Below are 16,712 nucleotides of genomic sequence, written 5' to 3' on the forward strand. Positions count from 1 at the left end.
CCGCCATGCGTGCCGCATCTCGTCACAGGAGGTGTGATGCCGATTCCAGTGAAGGTATCAACTCCTCGAAATGCCGAAGCGTCGGAACCGCAAACTGTGTTGGTCGTGGACGATGAGCCTACCGCACGGGTGGCGTTGGCGGCTCGACTCAAACGGCTCGGGTATCGGGTGATCGAAGCCGGAGACGGAAAGGCGGGGTTGGAAGTGCTCCGCCGCGAGCGACCAGATCTGACCATCTTGGATTGGCTGATGCCGGAAATGGATGGCCCATCCTTCTGTGAACTGGTTCGTCGAGATCCTGAGCTGCTGTCGAGTCAAATCCTCATGATGACCAGCCACGACCAGCCGGAGCAGATCGCCGAAGGACTGGCGCGAGGCGCCGACGATTTTCTCAGCAAGGCCGCCAGCAAGTACGAAATCACGGCACGTGTTCAGGCGGGCATGCGCACGGCGACCTTGATCCGAAGGCTTGAGGATGTGACGGAGGAAATTCGGACAAAGCAGGAGGCGCTTGAACGGGAACTTCAGTCCGCTGCCCGCTATGTCGAAACGCTGCTCCCAGCCTCGGGGACAGTTGTTCCCGGTGTGCAGATGGTTCGCGCCTATCGGCCTTCTCTCACCTTGGGCGGGGATCTCTTCAACATCGTTCAATGGAGCGACGACTTCTTGGGGCTATATCTGCTGGATGCGTCCGGCCACGGTGTTTCGCCGGCCTTACGATCAGCCTCAATTTCAACCTTCCTGCGAAGAGACAGCTTGCTGCACCATGTCGGCTCGAATGACCCGGGTGCCGTCCTGACGGAAGCGAATAAACAATTCCCTCTCACAGAAAATGGACATTACTTCACGATCGTGTTCGCGAGCCTCGACCTCCGGTGCCGTACACTGTCTTACGCGACAGCCGGCCACAACGGGGTGCTCCTTCATCGCCGGTCTGGCGGGACTTGTTGGATGGCCCAACCGAATTTGCCGCTTGGTTTCGATAGCTCGACAACCTACGTCGCGGCGGAGCTTCCGATCACCCCTGGTGACCGTCTGTATCTGCTCAGCGACGGTCTCTACGAAGTGCCGGATCCGTCCGGCGAACTATGGGGGCAAGCGCGCTTAGACGAGACGATTCGCGGGTTGGGTGAACAACCCCTGGCCGAGGTGGTGTCAGGGACCATCGCGGAGGCCATTCGATGGCAGGGGCATGAACAATTTCCAGATGATGTTGCGTTGATGGGTGTGGAAATAGCCGTGTGACCGCTTCAATGGGAGTGGAACCCATGAACCTACACTCAATCTTCAACCTGGATGAAGCCCTCGCTCGTTTGGATGACGATCGAGAGACGCTCCAGCTGATGATCGAATTGTTCATGGAGCATGGTCCGAAGGACTTGGCGGAAGCTCAGGCGGCTCTCAGCGCCGGGAATGCTGCGGGTGTGGCGCGATCCAGTCACCGCTTGAAGGGCGCTATATTACAGTTTTGCGCTCCCGCCGCCCTTCAAGCCTGCAAAGAATTGGAAGAGTCGGCGAAAGTAGACAATCTGGCGCAGGGGGGGCGGCTCTATGCCACGTTGGAGCAGGAGTTCCAACGTCTTCTGGCTGCACTCTGTCAGGTGCGCGACAAAGGAATTGCCGCATGAACATACCCACGACGTCTGAGCATCTCTTGGTGATCGATCCCTGTCCGGATACTCAGGCGCGTATTGCAGAACAGTTGCAAGGTAGAGGGTTTTCTGTCGTTGCGGCGTCCGATCCGACCACCGCGTTGACCACGATCGACATGGCGGCACCGGATATTGTGATCACCGACCTGTTTCTTCCTGAGGCAACGGGCCTGACCTTGCTCAAGGAGCTCAAGGCCAGGCATGAACTCTGTCCGGTGATCGTCATGGCGGAGGATGCACCGGAACCGATGATCGTACAGGCACTTCGGGTCGGAGCCGCCGACTATTTGCACAAGCCCGTGACCGAAGAAGAGCTGGCGCATGCGTTGCAGCGCGCTCGGCATCTCCTGCCCGGAGACCTCGCGGATATTCCGGGACTCTATCGATCAGAATATCGACTGACCGTCGATTCCGACCCGACCCATATCCCAGGGGTGATCTCCTGGCTGATCAAGACGACGGCCTCGACCCTGCCTCCTATCCGACGGCTGCACCTTCGCGGAGCGCTACAAGAATTGCTCTTTAACGCTGTTGAACATGGGAATCTCGAGATCGTCTACCGGGAAAAGCAGGAAGCTCTCGCAGACGGCCGCTATGAGCAATTGCTGGCTCACCGACTCGCTCAAACTCGGCTGAGAGATCGTCGGGTGATCATGCATGTGCTTCACGATAAGGATGCAAACAGTCTGGCGTACCGGATCACCGATGAGGGCAAGGGCTTCAAATGGCGGAGCCTGCTCACGCGATCCCAAGAGCTCTGTGAGGCGGAAGACACGAACGGGCGGGGGATCTTTTTGGCCCGATCGTTCTTTCCCTGCTTGGCGTACAACGAGCGGGGCAATGAGGTGACGATCACGGTGTCGCTCGATTAGATTTCCGGTTTCCGGGTTCATGGTGAAAGCACAGAGCCCGAAACTCGTCTTGTGTCATTAGAGCAGCCGCAGGTATTCGACAGTGCTCTCCCCCTTGCCGGCATCTCGCTTCAGTATGGCCAATGCGGTTTTGGTCGTTTCATTCACGGTGACGGTAAGGCGCGCGGAGAAATAGTCCGATTTGATATCGTAATCGCTTCTTAGTGTCCGACCGATCTCTTGGAAGCTCCCGACTCGATCGAGTTCCACTTTCGTCTTGTAGGGGCGTCCTTGGACGATCTCCAGTGCGACGGATTGGGTGACGCTCGGATCCAGCGTCTGAAGGACGATGGGATCAGCGGTGTTGACATTCATCGGGATTCCTCCTTCTTGTGGAAAGACCGTCACATAGGGAGAGATCCGCTCGATGATCTCCGGCGTGAACCCCTTGATGAGCCGCAGATCTCCCAGCCCGGGTAACGGGCTATTCGGGGACCGATAAGGCGGTCTCAACGATTGGTAGTAGAGGCTCTCGGCACCGGCTGGCTGGGGCACTTCATCCTGATCCATCCAATCGATGAGAGCATCGACCAGATTTGGGCTGACCCTGAGCAGTTCGAATAATCGTTTGGCTCGAAGGATCTTCTTCTTCTGTGCAATGTCACCTCCCGACGTCGACGCGAGGTCGTTCAAATTGAATTTCCCCGTCTCATCCTGGATCTGCGCGGTCAGAAACCCGTCTCCGATCGCATAATTCTTGATCGGCATGGCCCAGATATCGGTCGGCCCGTCGTATTTCTGCCCCGTCATCTTTTCACGCAAGAGGTCCTGCAGCAGTACGGCTCGAGCAGCCTGTACAGCGGCGCGGGTCAACATGCCTGCCTTATAATCGTCCCGAAAGGCGGCTGCGGCTCGATATTCACGGCGTGCTTCCGCATCGAACTCAAGGATAAGGGCGGTAAGGATCGTCAGAACCAGGAGTGCCAAGAGCAGTGCGATGCCTCGTTCGTCAGCTCTTGGCATAACTCAAGACCCGAACGGTAGCGTCGATATTGACCGGATTATCGAATTTCGGGCGGATCTGCAGATGGCGAACGTGAACATCATACGGGGCTTGATCGATGGCCACGAGCAATGCCAACAAGTCGGGCAATTGGATGCCATCCAATCGGAGATCGACGGCTGTTTCCTCGTAGCCTTGTGCCAACGATTGTTGGTGAGGCTGCATGCCGGTGATGCGTTCGCGCACATGGGCGGTGGTGGCCGCTTCCTCCATGAACGTCAGCAGGGAGAAATGGCTGTCGGCTCCCGGCATGCGGCTTTCGGTTTTTGCCAAGCGGTCCCGTTTGACGAGATACGCTTGACCCAACGTCGCCAATTCGGCCAGGTCTTTCTGCTTCCGCACCTCCTGGCGATCGAGGCGATCCAGGGTGTCCAACAGAGGGTCGACGATCAGGACAAAGAGGAGACTGAGACCAAACACGATCCCGCCCGCCAGAACGAGGATGCGTTCACGCTGCGACATCTGGCGCCAACGTTCCCGGAAACCCTGCGTCATGATTTCTCCACCGTGACGGTAATTCGAAACACGACTTGATTGGGGCCTGCGCCCACTCGGGTTTCCGTCACCGCGACATCCTTCAATTGGGGGCTTGATGCGAAAGTTTGTTTGAGTCGTTCCACGGCGTCGAAGGAGGTGGTCTCACCCTCCATGAGAATGGCTGCTCCGTCTACGGTCAGCTCGCGCACCTTCACCATTGTTCCAGGCGGGAGTTGTTTCACGAAGGTCGAGAGTGTGCGCAACACGTTGCCGTCGGCGGTATCGACGACGCCGAGGGCTTTGTCCAGGACTCCGATGCGGTACTGCGCTTGATCGAGCTCTTCCCCGGGAGCGGCACCCGCTCCGAAGAATTGCTCATACTGGCTGTGCAGCGCAGTTTTGAGCCGAGCGACCCGCTGGCTGTGTAGCATGAAGTGAATCGAGAAATCTATGATCACCAGGACGGCAATGACTAGACCGGCGGCGATCGCCAGGCGGCGGTCTTGTTTGGTCGTGCCGCGGTCCGACGAGGCGGCGTCGGCCACGCCTTTGAGGTCGAGCGCGAGCTCCATGGGAGACGATGTGAATCGCCATCGCGGCCGGATGATCTTTGGGTGAATCGCCAAGCCGAACGCGATGGAAAATGCCCGTGGGGTTTCAGCTCCGAACCCCTGCCGAGGTCCCACCGGGTAGAGTCCCAATTGTCGGGAGATATACTCGCCGATCTCTTGCAGCTTGGCCCCCCCTCCGCATACCCAACAGTGCGTCAAGCGGCTGCGCTCGTTTCCCAGATGGGCCTGCAAGGTGATGCGGAGTTCCTTTAGGATCGGTTCCAACAGACTGTCCACCTGATCCACGGCCATCGTGCGCTTCCGACGTTCTGCGTCTGCGAAACTACAGGCGTGCCGGACGGCCAAGGCATGCGTCAGATCGTTGCCGCCCCACAGAATCGTCCGAAGGACCAGGGGACGTCCTCCCTGCACGAGGCAGAGCGTCGTCTTCGATGCTCCGACGTCGATGATGGCCAGGTCTTGCGGGACGGCCGCTCCTTCTTCTCGAAGGTATTGAGTCACGGAGAAGAGGGCCATGGCATCGACATTGATTGCCGAGGGCTCCACATCGGCTTGGGCCAGAAACCGGAGATGCTCCGCGACCTTGTCTCTTGGTGCGGCTGTGACCAGGACTTCCGAACCCTTACTCTCGCGGAGCGTGCCTTCCGCCGTGGGTCCCGGCGGCAACACCAGGCTTCCGACCGCAAGGTCTTCGAGCGGCATCGGAACGAGATTCTCGACTTCAAAAGGGACGACTTGGGCGAGCTTGGTTGAATCCTTGAAGGGAAAGGACAAAGTTCTGACGAAAAGGTCCTGGCAAGGAATCGCGGTCACCAACCGGTCTGTGCCATAGAGTCCGTTTTGCCAGAGGAATCCACGCAGCGACTTCACACGTCGAGCCGGATCGAGGTCCTCGGGGCGGGAAAACGGCATGGGATGTTGGAAGTAATCGATGGTTTCGCGCCCGCTCAGGCGGCGGCGGAAACGCACGGCCTTCAAGCCCGTTTGTCCGATGTCCAGCCCGACACATTCGTTTACGATGGCCATGAAGTCGTCCTGCTATTCCGCATTCTGGCTTGACCGGTCCGAAGGTTCGAGTTTCAGGTTACAAGTCGGCAAGTTTGAAAGTTGCAAGTTGAGAAGACTCCTAAAACCCGCACTTGTGAACTTTCCCACTTTCTTACGTTTCAAGCGGAAAACTCCTTACGACTGCTCCGCCCGTACTTTACAATGCAATCCTCGCCTGTGCCAAGGTTCCTACAATCTTGACGGTCATGGGTGTTCCCGGAGGTAGCGAGGGAAAGCCCAGTGCTCCAGCCTTCGAAGCAAATCCAGGGCCTGGGATGACCGTCACCGTGAGATTCAATTGGCTCTGTTGCATTGGTTGCTGGATGGTGATGTGTCCTTCGCTCGTAAAGAGGCAATCGATGCCTTCTCCCTTCAGTTGCGTGACGTCGCAGCGGAGGTCTCGGCACGCGAGTCCTGCCGAAACCTTGCTGAAAGTGAGCGACAGGGTTCGTCCGTTTCCAAGGGGAATCTGATCGATCACCAAGTCTGTCGCCTCGGCCGTCCACATGCCTTCCCCCTTCATCGTGGTGACGGTCGTCTGGCCGGAGTCGACTCGATGGGAAAAATCTCCGTTGAGCGTGCCGTGCGTGACGTAGCGACGGAGCAATTTGGAAAGATCCACTTGTTGAACCTGCCCCTTGATCGTGACGGGGCCCGCCAAGGAAAGGGACGAGGTGGTGACGGTGCCTTTGGCGAGACCTGTCGGGGAAGAGGTCTCATTCAGCTTTGCAACGACATCGAGCCCAAGCGTGCCGCTCAACGCTTTCATGACTCCGAGTTTGGCCTCCAGCACCGCCAATTGGATGGGGGTCCAGTTCTGTTGAGTCAAGGTAACGTTCCGCCATTCAAGGCCTAACGGAAGCCTCACGGTCCAATCGGCAACTCGGATTTCCATGCCGGTCGCTCTCATGAGTTCTGCAACCACCCGCGCCTGGAGCAGGCCGTACGGAAAGGTCGCCACCAAGGACAACACCAAGATGGTGATTCCTGCTACCGTCCAAGCTAGGATCTCTCGCCATGCTTCGGGCCATTTGATGGTCATGATGTGCCGATTGTCACCCATTCCCGTACCGTCCAGGGGTCGGCGTCGGGGTATTGAAACGTCACTTCGATTAACAAAGCCTTGGGGATTTTGGTGACCGCCGGCCATTCGTCGATCCAGATCCGGTTCTGGTCGTCGTAATAGCGGATATTGAAGGCCTGGACTCGATCGGCCAGTTCCATCTGATCCAGCGACTCATTGGTATCGGTGACCGTATAGAGATTCCGGCGGACGAACCGAATCAGCCGATCACGTTCACGCGTATAGACCACGCGAACGGTTTCGCTTTCCTTGGCGGCCGAAGTGCTCAATTCTTGACTCATCGCCAGGATGGCCAGGATGTCGGCCGGTTGCCCGTCTTGCGTCCCGTTCGTTCCCACCCAAGGGTACATGGTGTTGCGTTTGCTGAGGGAGACTTCCTCGGCCATGAGACGCAAAATTCTTCTGATCGCTTGTTCCTTTGCCGCATGGTCTCGTCCGGCTTCCACGGCGTTCGTTGTCATGACGAGCGACCCAAAGACCATGGCGCCGACCATGCCCAACAAGGCTACGGCCACCAAGACTTCGACGAGCGTAAAGCCCGCTTGGGATTTAAAAAGTGAGACGTCCGGCAAAGACATACGTGCTGACCTCTACCGCTTCTTCCAGTTCTCCCCGCAGCCACGAGACCTTGATCCGAATCTCTCGAATCAGCTCCAGCGGGGTGGGTGCGATCGTACGCTTCCATTTGTACCCGACCGCTCTCGGGACTGTTTGCATGGTCATTTGTGCCCCAAGCGGGATGTTGAGAAATTCTCCGGTGTTTTCCCCGATGGCATACTGTCCCGAGAGCTCGGTTTCGAGGAGTTTCTCTTGGGCCAACAGCGTGGCGGCGGTCAGTTCGGATGCTCTCTCTTGGAGCTCCAGGTCGAAATTTCTGAGGCCAAGGAGAATCGGGAGTGCGATGGCCAGCAAGGCGATGGCCAGCAGCACTTCGAGCAACGTGAATCCGCTTTCATCGGACTTGGTTCGGTCTCTAACTTGGTCCATCGCGATCTACTGTTGAGTTGGAAACAACCCTCTCGGCGGCGCTCCTGCTCCTGCTTGCTTGGTCGGCTTCAACAGAGGTCGGACCCGGTCGGGGATGATCTGGTTCGGAGGAGGGTCGAGACGTTCGTCGCTGACCCGAATTCCTCCCGTCAAAGAATCGACCGCCAGCCCCAGGAGATTATTTTTCGCATCCATCAGGTACATCGTGACCGGCTCGATCCGCCCGTTGGCGAAGAAGGATACATCGACTCGTCCGGAAAAATGTTTGTCTTGTCCGACGGAGACTTCCGTCAATCGAATCGATTCAGGCAGCGAACGAGGTGTCTTCCAGCCGGGATCGAGCGGAAGCCGTTCTTCTTTCCCCTCCACCATCATCATCCAGTAGGTTCCCTGATCCAAATCGAGGTAGAGCTTCAGGGGTTGTTGGCTTGTGGTCGCCAGTCCTTGAAAGGTTCGAAGGACACCGACCAGTTTCCGTCCTGTGGAGCTCAGATCTTCGTCGAGACTGAACCGAGGGAAAACGACCACCACGACCATGGTCAAGAGAAACAGGACGATCAGCATTTCCAGGATGGTGAAGCCTGCTGAAGCGGGTAAGGGGTGAGGGGTGAGGGGCGGGGGGTAAGGGGTAAGGCGCAAGGCGTGAGAGGAAAGCGGCCATCGCGCTTGACCCGAATGCTCGATGCTCGATGTTCGGTAGCCGGTACCCATTGACTTCCTATTCTTTGTCGAGATTCCAATTGGTGATATCGGCGTTCACGCCTTCCCCGCCAACCTCGCCGTCCGTCCCGAGAGAGGTGACCTCATATTCCACTTTGTACTCTCCTTTTTGGACCGGGCTAAGATACTTGTACGGATTTCCCCAAGGATCTTCGGGAAGTTTGGGGAGGTATCCTCCGATTTTCCATTTCTTCGGGACCACACCGACGGATGGCTTTTCAATGAGCGCCTTGAGGCCCTGTTCTGTGGTGGGATAGACACCGTTATCCAATTTGTAGAGTTGCAGCGCTCCCTCGATGTTTCGAATCTGGACTTTGGCCGCCGTGCGCTTGGCATCATCCGTTCTGCCCATGATGCGCGGGACGACCAGGGCCGCGAGAATGGCCAAAATAGCCACGACGACCATGATCTCGATGAATGTAAAGCCGGCGGAGTGTGCCGATGTCCGCTGGCTTAGGCAGGCGACGAAGCGAAGCAGTCGATTGGTTTCACCGATGTGTGTGGTAGACGGGCACTGCTTTTCCGGATCAGTCATCGTGAGTCCCCCTTTATCTCGTTTCACGCTCTTTCTCTCCCGTGTTTCGGATCGTCTCCTCAATGGACCATCTGCCCCATCTCGAAGATGGGTAACAGGATCGCGACGACGATGAAGAGGACGACGGCACCCATGGCCAGGATCATGATCGGCTCCATGAGCGAGGTCAAGCGGGCGATGACCCGCTCCACTTCGCCGTCGTATATTTGACTTACGCGGCGCAACATCTCCTCCATTTCACCGCTTTTTTCACCGACGGCGATCATATGGGTGACCAAGGCCGGAAATTCGCCGCTCCGTTTTAACGGATCGGCGATCGTCTCCCCCTCGCGGATGTTCTGCCGTGCTGTTTCGACCGTTTCTTCAAGGACCCTATTGTTCATGACACGCTTCGAGACATCCATCGCGTCGAGCAATTGCACTCCGCTGGCCAACATCGTAGACAGGGTGCTGGTGAGCCTGGAAATCGACACCATTCGCGCGACGTCTCCGATCAATGGAAATTTTAGGATCAACCGGTCCGCCATCATCCGACCGGCGCCGGTCCGGACGAAGCGCCGCGTCGCATAGAGGCCTCCGAGTATGAGCCCCATCAATAGCATCCAATAGTCTGCAAAGAACTGGCTGACCGACATCAAGGCAACCGTCGGCCATGGCAGTGCTTGTTTCTGTTGAGCAAACACGAGCGTAATCTTGGGGACGACAAACGTAATGAGGAAAAAAAGGATGACCGATCCGATCACGAGCATGATAATGGGGTAGAGCATCGCATTGGTGACCTTGTTTCTCAGGGCGAGCTGTTTCTCCAAGAACTCCGCGAGTCGGAACAAGATCTGATCCAGCGCTCCACTGGCCTCACCGGCCCGTACCATATGCACATAGATGGGAGAAAAGTCCTTTTCGTAGGTCTCCAAGACAGCACTCAAGGCTTTACCTCCACGGATTTGTTCCCGGAGATCGGCCAGCAGACCCTTGATGGATTTCTTCTCCGCTTGGTCCACCAAGACGCCGAGGGCTTCGATCAACGGGAGTCCGGCCACGAGCAGTGTCGCAAACTGTCTGGTCATCAGGGCCAGATCGTTTGCGGTGAAGGTGGCCGATCGACCGATGGATCGTTCGGTGCGGCCGTGAGGTTTGTCTCGCGTTCGACTCGGCGCTTGGCCTTGCTCGACGACATCGGTCGGATAGACGCCTTCTTTCCTCAGTTTGAGTCGGGCGACTTTGACGTTCTCCGCGTCGATGATCCCTGTCGTGGATCCGCCATCGCTCCGGTAGCCCTGGTATTGATAGACCGGCATGATCAGCAGACTCCGGACGCATCGGGCTTGGGCGACCGGTGCCGGACAGTCCAAGCTCGAACCGAGTGGGGTAGGCGGTCAGCGCGTCGGTGCCGCATTATTCGACGTCGATTTCCTGTTGAGTGATCCGCATGACTTCTTCCAGCGTGGTATGGCCTTGAACGACTCGCTCAGCCCCTTCCTGCTTTAACGTCACCATGCCTTTGGCGATCGCGGCCTGTTTGATGGCAGTGGAGTCGGCTTTGCTTCCGATGAGCCGCCTGATCTCGTCATCCAGTACCATGAGCTCAAAAATACCTGTACGGCCACGATAGCCGGTTTGAGAACAGGCTGCACAGCCGGCTCCTCGGTAAAGGGTGACGTTGGAACCAGGCGCGACGTCCAAGCGGCCGAGTTCTGCTTCGCTCGGACGATAGGGGCGTTTGCAGTCAGGACAGATCCTTCTCAACAACCGTTGGGCCAGGACGGCAACGACCGATGAAGCCACCAGAAAGGGCTCGATTCCCATATCGATCAGGCGTGTGGGGGCACTGGCGGCGTCGTTGGTATGTAGGGTGGAAAACACCAGATGTCCGGTGAGCGAGGCATGAATCGCGATCTCCGCCGTTTCGCGGTCGCGAATCTCGCCGATCATGATGACGTCGGGGTCTTGCCGGAGAATCGAGCGGAGTCCGGCGGCGAACGACAAATTGATCTTGGGGTTCACTTGCATTTGGCCGATGCCGAGCAGTTGGTATTCCACCGGATCTTCGACCGTGATGATATTCTTGTCCGGCGCATTGATGTGGCTCAACGCGGCATAGAGGGTCGTGGTTTTGCCGCTTCCGGTCGGACCGGTGACGAGAATAATTCCGTGTGCGAGTTGAATCAGCTGATGGATCACGGCGAGCCGTTCTTTCGAGAAGCCCATTTCCGAAAGATTCAGGAGGCGATTTTCTTTCTCCAGCAATCGCAATACGACCCGCTCGCCATGGGAGGTGGGCAAGACGGAGACCCGCAGGTCGACGTCTTTCCCGGAGGTCCTGATGCCGAACCGACCGTCCTGCGGTAATCGCTTCTCAGCAATGTTGAGACCGGCCATGATCTTCAGCCGCGCGATAATGCTGGCTTGCAAGTGCTTGGGTGGGGTGAGGACGGGGTAGAGCACGCCGTCGATACGATATCGGACCACCAGCCCCCGCTCGAACGACTCGAAATGGATGTCGCTCGCCCGTTGCCGAACCGCCTGAAACAGCACCGAGTTGACCAATCGGATGATCGGAGCCTCGTCGGTGGCGTCCAGCAAATCTTGCGGCTCGTCGAGCTCATGCGCGAGCTGGTCGAGGCTCTGGTTTGCCGCAATGTCTTCCATGACCTGTTCCGCGCCGGCCGGGTTGGCGATTTCGTCGTAGGCCCGGTTCAAGCTGGCCAGCAGAACGACACTGGTGGTCAAGACCGGTTTGATCGGTTTGCTCAAGAGCAAACGGAGGTCGTCAAGCGCGACCGTTTCCAGAGGATCGGTCGATGCGGTCAGAATGGCTCCTTCCTCATATCGAAGCGGCAGGACGCGATAGCGTCGACAAAATGCGATGGGTACCTTCTTGATCAGCTCGTGGTCCACATGGGTGTTGTCGAGATGGGGCATCCAAGACATCTCAAATTGTTGGGCGAGAGCCTCCAGCAATTGCTCTTCTCTCAGCGAGCGCAAATGCAGCAGGATTTCTCCCAGCAGACCGCCTTTCTCCCGCTGGTAGGCTAAGGCCTCCTCGAGCTTTGAATCCAAAAGGTTGAACTTTTGCGCGAGGATTTGTCCCAATAGAGGGCGATGAACCGTAGGATTGGACTGATCGTTGTCGAGTCGATCCGACACTTTTCCCAGACCTTTCATGAATAGGGACGAGCGCCATCGCAGTCCTTTCTCCGATACGGCTCGACCCCGGTCGTAAAGATACTCTCCCTTCCGATGGACTGGCAAGGACGCCTCGAATTCTTAACGCAATGGTGAACTCTTGGGTGTCCTAGACCGTGAGTATTCCTTGCCGTCAACCCGCTATTGCAGGAGTCGATTCCTCATTCATCGAGGGGTGGTGGCTCAAACGACCACGGAGATTGTCGAGGGAGAACGCCGACCAGGCTTTCAGCGAAGCTCGTACGTGATCGTTGATCGTTGATTGTTCCGCAGCACGTCGAGCTTGACGATCTGCTCATTCTTCAGCTGTTGCAATAAATTCAACATGGTACCGGGATCGCGAATGTCGACTCCATTGACGCGCTGCAACACATCTCCCGCCTGAACCCCAATTTTTTCGTAGAAACTGGTCGGGGCGATGTAGTCCAATCGAAACCCGTTGATGGCTCCGTTCACCATATGCGGCGCGGCTCTGGCCTGAGATAAGAGTTTCGGCAGATCGCTCATAGCCTGGTCCACCTCCCGGCGGTCTATGACTTTTCGTAGAGGAACGCCAGCTGTCTGCGTCTGGACGGCTGAAGGCACGGAACTGGAGGAACCGCCTGGAGCTGCCGGATTATCCAACAGCGCCAGCTCCAATAATTCCTCCAGGTTACCTTGGCGGACCAGAATTCCATTCCGCCGAATCTCACTGACTTCTCCCAGGTCGAGAACCTGATCATGGATGCGAACCAACATCTGTTGCTTAGATGCAATCTCCTCGACGATCCCGAACATGCCGCGCTGATCGCCTAGCACGACACCGATCAAACGAACCCTGCCTGCTAAGCCGAGCGAAGCTCGAACTGGGGCGCCGGCTGGTCCTCGTCTATCAGCGTTTGTGAGCTCGCCCTGAGGGGTGGCGGGGAGAAGGAAGAGGCCGCTGGAACGCACATCCTCCGCTGCCTTGGCCGGCGAGTAGGAGGCGCGCAACTGAGAGCCAGCCGCTCGGTCGTCGCCGGCACCAACGGGATGGGTAGGGATCACATACAAGGCCTCGGCGACGAAGGCATTGATGGAGTGCGCGATCAAGAGCCCGCTCACGACCAGACAGAGGAATAGGCTGATACGGCGCACTCGTTGGGGAAGAATTACTGCCATGAATTGCCTCTGGTTCTATCTGCCGCCATCGTACATGGCTACTATCGTTGGTCGCAAGAATCTTTCATCAACGATCTTTTTGTATAGATGAGTAGACAAACGGATCACAGCACGCAATAATCCGTTCCTATTCAAGGAGGGTTTCCGCGTGAAGAAAGCACTGATTACGGGGATTACCGGACAAGATGGATCTTATCTGTCGGAATTTCTGCTCGCTAGAGGCTACGAAGTCTACGGCATTGTGCGCCGTTCCAGTTCGTTCAACACAGGGCGCATCGATCCGATTTATGAAGATCCGCATGTGCCCCATCGGCGACTTCACTTGATCTACGGTGATCTGAACGACGCCAGCTCTCTGAATCGGATTTTGCGCACCGTCCAGCCTGATGAAATCTATAATCTTGGCGCTCAAAGCCACGTCCGGGTGAGTTTTGATATTCCTGAATATACAGGGGAGATCACAGGGTTAGGAACCATTCGACTGCTTGAAGCCATACGAGAATCGGGGCTCAAGCCGAAGTTTTATCAGGCGTCGTCCAGCGAAATGTTCGGCAAGGTGCTGGAGGTGCCACAGAAGGAATCGACTCCCTTCTATCCAAGGAGTCCGTACGGGGCGGCGAAGGTCTATTCCTACTGGATTACGGTCAACTATCGGGAGGCGTACAATCTCTTTGCCTGCAACGGCATCCTGTTCAACCATGAATCGCCGCGACGGGGGGAAACCTTCGTGACACGGAAGATCACCAAGGCTGCGGCCCGCATCAAGCTGGGCGTCCAACAAGATTTGTTTTTGGGAAATCTGGAGGCCAAGCGCGACTGGGGCTACGCCGGCGACTATGTCGAAGCCATGTGGATGATGTTGCAAGCTCCGACTCCGGACGATTATGTCATCGCGACGGGCGAAACACACACAGTGAAGGAAATGTTGGAGCTGACGTTCGACCGGTTAGAATTGGACTGGACGAAACACGTGAAGATCGATGCCAAGTACTACCGTCCGACTGAAGTCGATCTACTCATCGGTGATGCCGGCAAGGCCAAGAAGGAACTTGGTTGGCAACCGAAAGTACGGTTCGAAGAGTTGATCGCCATGATGGTGGATGCGGATCTCGCAGCGGAACGGGAGAGATTGGAAGGAGTCGGTAGAAAACATTGAGACTTGGATGTTCTTATGTCTTTCTGGTCCAATAAGAGCGTCGTTGTCACAGGGGGAGCCGGATTTCTCGGGTCGTTCGTCGTCGACCAGTTGCGCGCGAAAGGGTGCCGACAGATCGTGGTGCCGCGAAGCAAGGAATACGATTTAGTGCAGATGGAGGCGGTGAAGCAATTGTATAGCGATGCGAAGCCTGACCTGGTGATCCATCTTGCGGCGCGTGTCGGTGGAATCGGGGCCAACCAGGCCAATCCCGGTCGATTTTTCTACGATAACTTGATGATGGGCACGCAGCTGATCGAGGTGGGCCGCCAGCGGGGGCTGACAAAATTCGTCGCAACCGGGACCATCTGCGCCTATCCTAAATTCGCGCCCATTCCATTCAAGGAAGATGACATCTGGAACGGGTACCCTGAGGAAACGAATGCTCCGTACGGGCTGGCGAAAAAGATGATGTTGGTGCAGTCACAGGCCTATCGGCAGCAATATGGTTTTAATTCGATCGTCTTGTTTCCCGTGAATCTCTATGGGCCACGAGATAACTTCGACCTGGAAACCTCTCACGTCATTCCGGCGCTCATACGTAAGTGCGCGGCGGCAAAGGAAGCGGGACAGGCATCGATTAACCTTTGGGGTGATGGATCGCCGACTCGAGAGTTTCTGTATGTTGAGGATGCTGCGGAAGGCATTCTGCTCGCGGCTGAACAGTATGATGGGAACCTACCCGTCAATCTGGGAACAGGTGAAGAGGTCGCGATTCGTGATCTTGCCCGAATGATCGCGGCTGAGGTTGGGTTCACCGGGACGATTCAGTGGGATACCACAAAGCCTAACGGCCAGCCTCGGCGATGCCTTGACGTCAGCCGCGCCAAGCAGCTCTTCGGCTTTCAAGCCCGACATGGCTTGCGCGACGGATTGAGGAAAACCGCTCAGTGGTTTCAGGACAACCGTCAGGCGATACGGGAAGTGCGCTTCTAGATCTCTCTCCTGAGTCGGCTCATTCCAGCGGGAACTTGTGCGGATGGACCGATATCGGCTTTGCTGCCGTGACGTTCGTCAAAAGCTGGAATCATTGAACGAAACTCCGCGTCGGCTACAATAAGTGGGCCGCAAAGCTGCATCGATTTGCAATGGGAGGCTCTGAGTGAAGCGCATCGATATCATCGCCGGAGCACGGCCCAATTTCATGAAAATCGCGCCGATCATCGAGGCGCTAAAAGCAACCGAGCGGCGTGGCGGACAGCTACGGTACCGATTGATTCATACCGGTCAGCATTATGATCGCGCGATGTCCGGAAGTTTCTTCGAGGAACTCGGGATTCCAGATCCGGATATCAATCTCGAGGTGGGGTCCGGCACTCAGGCCGAACAAACCGCCGGTATTATGGTCGGGTATGAAAGAGTCTTGTTGAAGGACAAGAGCGACCTCTGTCTTGTGGTCGGTGATGTTACGTCCACGATGGCCTGTTCCATCGCGGCGCGAAAGCTAGGCGTGCCGGTGGCTCATGTCGAGGGCGGGATTCGATCCGGGGATTGGACGATGCCGGAGGAAATCAATCGAGTGGCGACCGACTCCATCACCAACTGGTTTTTCACGACGAGCGAGACGGCCAACGGCAATTTGCGACGCGCTGGGGTAACCGATGACCGGATCTTTTTTGTCGGCAACACGATGATCGACACGTTGCTCAAGAACGTGCCGCGTTTTCGAGCTCCGGCTTGTTGGCACTCCCTCAAGCTCGAACCGGGACAGTTTTTTGTCGTAACACTCCATCGTCCGGCAAACGTCGATGGAGAGCAGCAGCTCTTGTCTTTGCTCCGCGCCATCGTCGAAGGCACCAAAGGACTTCCGGTGGTCTTTCCCGTGCATCCCCGGACCGCGAAAAACCTCAGAGAACTCGACAGTGCGACGCCACAGCTTCATTATGTCGATCCGCTTGGGTACCTGGAATTCAACTATCTCGTCAAACATGCGAAAGGGGTGATTACCGATTCGGGGGGCATCACCGAAGAGACAACGGTGCTCGGAGTGCCCTGCTTGACTCTTCGTGACAATACCGAGCGACCGGAGACCATTACCATCGGGACAAACGAACTGATCGGGACTGATCCCAACAAGCTGCCACCTGCGCTGTCGCGTTTAATGGCAGGACAGTGGAAGAAAGGCGCGATTCCTCCGCTTTGGGATGGAAGGACGGCTGAACGGATCGTTGGACAGTTGGAAAGACTGCTGCTCCCATCGTGA

17 protein-coding genes are annotated in these 16,712 nt (G+C 56.8%); 6 read left to right on the forward strand and 11 right to left on the reverse strand.

The features are described 5' to 3' along the window. Positions 1–36 precede the first annotated feature (36 nt). From P0120_12335 to P0120_12345, 3 genes are read left to right on the forward strand one after another with little or no spacing between them, the layout of a single operon-like run. Positions 37–1,245 (forward strand): SpoIIE family protein phosphatase, encoded by a 1,209-nt coding sequence (locus tag P0120_12335; GenBank protein ID MDF0675106.1) that lies wholly within the window; start codon positions 37–39, stop codon positions 1,243–1,245. 23 nt (positions 1,246–1,268) lie between these two features. Then, positions 1,269–1,628 carry an Hpt domain-containing protein gene (locus P0120_12340; GenBank protein ID MDF0675107.1) on the forward strand — a complete coding sequence of 120 codons (360 nt, stop codon included), beginning with the start codon at positions 1,269–1,271 and terminating at the stop codon, positions 1,626–1,628. Next, on the forward strand, positions 1,625–2,524 hold the full coding sequence (locus P0120_12345) for a response regulator (GenBank protein MDF0675108.1): 900 nt from the start codon (positions 1,625–1,627) through the stop codon (positions 2,522–2,524). The genes P0120_12340 and P0120_12345 overlap by 4 nt, the downstream gene beginning before the upstream one ends. A gap of 57 nt (positions 2,525–2,581) precedes the next feature. On the opposite strand, the gene gspK is transcribed toward P0120_12345, so the two are convergent. The 11 genes from gspK to P0120_12400 all read right to left on the reverse strand — a co-directional run bounded on the left by gspK (position 2,582) and on the right by P0120_12400 (position 13,314). Beyond that, complete coding sequence (gspK, locus tag P0120_12350) at positions 2,582–3,526, reverse strand: type II secretion system minor pseudopilin GspK (protein ID MDF0675109.1); 945 nt, start codon at positions 3,524–3,526, stop codon at positions 2,582–2,584. Continuing rightward, the gene (gene gspM / locus P0120_12355; protein ID MDF0675110.1) at positions 3,513–4,061 is read right to left on the reverse strand and encodes a type II secretion system protein GspM; all 549 of its coding nucleotides are present in this window, start codon (positions 4,059–4,061) and stop codon (positions 3,513–3,515) included. The genes gspK and gspM overlap by 14 nt, the downstream gene beginning before the upstream one ends. After that, the gene (gene pilM, locus P0120_12360) at positions 4,058–5,641 is read right to left on the reverse strand and encodes a pilus assembly protein PilM (GenBank protein ID MDF0675111.1); all 1,584 of its coding nucleotides are present in this window, start codon (positions 5,639–5,641) and stop codon (positions 4,058–4,060) included. The genes gspM and pilM overlap by 4 nt, the downstream gene beginning before the upstream one ends. A gap of 178 nt (positions 5,642–5,819) precedes the next feature. Beyond that, positions 5,820–6,725 (reverse strand): type II secretion system protein GspN, encoded by a 906-nt coding sequence (gene gspN / locus P0120_12365; protein ID MDF0675112.1) that lies wholly within the window; start codon positions 6,723–6,725, stop codon positions 5,820–5,822. Beyond that, on the reverse strand, positions 6,701–7,324 hold the full coding sequence (locus tag P0120_12370) for a type II secretion system protein GspJ (GenBank protein MDF0675113.1): 624 nt from the start codon (positions 7,322–7,324) through the stop codon (positions 6,701–6,703). Before P0120_12370 ends, gspN begins: the two co-directional genes overlap by 25 nt. Further along, entirely contained in the window at positions 7,296–7,733 is a 438-nt protein-coding gene (locus P0120_12375) for a prepilin-type N-terminal cleavage/methylation domain-containing protein (GenBank protein ID MDF0675114.1), read from the reverse strand. The genes P0120_12370 and P0120_12375 overlap by 29 nt, the downstream gene beginning before the upstream one ends. A 6-nt stretch (positions 7,734–7,739) precedes the next feature. Next, positions 7,740–8,444 (reverse strand): prepilin-type N-terminal cleavage/methylation domain-containing protein, encoded by a 705-nt coding sequence (locus tag P0120_12380; protein ID MDF0675115.1) that lies wholly within the window; start codon positions 8,442–8,444, stop codon positions 7,740–7,742. A gap of 7 nt (positions 8,445–8,451) precedes the next feature. Further along, a complete protein-coding gene (gene gspG, locus P0120_12385; protein MDF0675116.1) occupies positions 8,452–9,015 on the reverse strand; it encodes a type II secretion system major pseudopilin GspG in 564 nt (187 codons plus the stop codon). Between the two features lie 32 nt (positions 9,016–9,047). Continuing rightward, positions 9,048–10,286 (reverse strand): type II secretion system inner membrane protein GspF, encoded by a 1,239-nt coding sequence (gspF, locus tag P0120_12390; protein ID MDF0675117.1) that lies wholly within the window; start codon positions 10,284–10,286, stop codon positions 9,048–9,050. 97 nt (positions 10,287–10,383) lie between these two features. Next, on the reverse strand, positions 10,384–12,240 hold the full coding sequence (gene gspE, locus P0120_12395; protein ID MDF0675118.1) for a type II secretion system ATPase GspE: 1,857 nt from the start codon (positions 12,238–12,240) through the stop codon (positions 10,384–10,386). A 162-nt stretch (positions 12,241–12,402) separates the two neighbouring features. Next, on the reverse strand, positions 12,403–13,314 hold the full coding sequence (locus P0120_12400) for a hypothetical protein (GenBank protein MDF0675119.1): 912 nt from the start codon (positions 13,312–13,314) through the stop codon (positions 12,403–12,405). Between the two features lie 148 nt (positions 13,315–13,462). Here P0120_12400 and gmd point away from each other — a divergent pair, with 148 nt between their 5' ends. The 3 genes from gmd (at position 13,463) to wecB (ending at position 16,712) form a co-directional block, all read left to right on the forward strand. Further along, complete coding sequence (gmd, locus tag P0120_12405) at positions 13,463–14,470, forward strand: GDP-mannose 4,6-dehydratase (GenBank protein ID MDF0675120.1); 1,008 nt, start codon at positions 13,463–13,465, stop codon at positions 14,468–14,470. 15 nt (positions 14,471–14,485) lie between these two features. Then, complete coding sequence (locus tag P0120_12410) at positions 14,486–15,445, forward strand: GDP-L-fucose synthase (GenBank protein MDF0675121.1); 960 nt, start codon at positions 14,486–14,488, stop codon at positions 15,443–15,445. Between the two features lie 166 nt (positions 15,446–15,611). Then, positions 15,612–16,712, forward strand: a complete 1,101-nt coding sequence (gene wecB / locus P0120_12415) for a UDP-N-acetylglucosamine 2-epimerase (non-hydrolyzing) (protein ID MDF0675122.1) — start codon at positions 15,612–15,614, stop codon at positions 16,710–16,712.

Source organism: Nitrospira sp., assembly GCA_029194675.1.
In the GTDB taxonomy this organism is placed as follows: Bacteria; Nitrospirota; Nitrospiria; order Nitrospirales; family Nitrospiraceae; genus Nitrospira_D.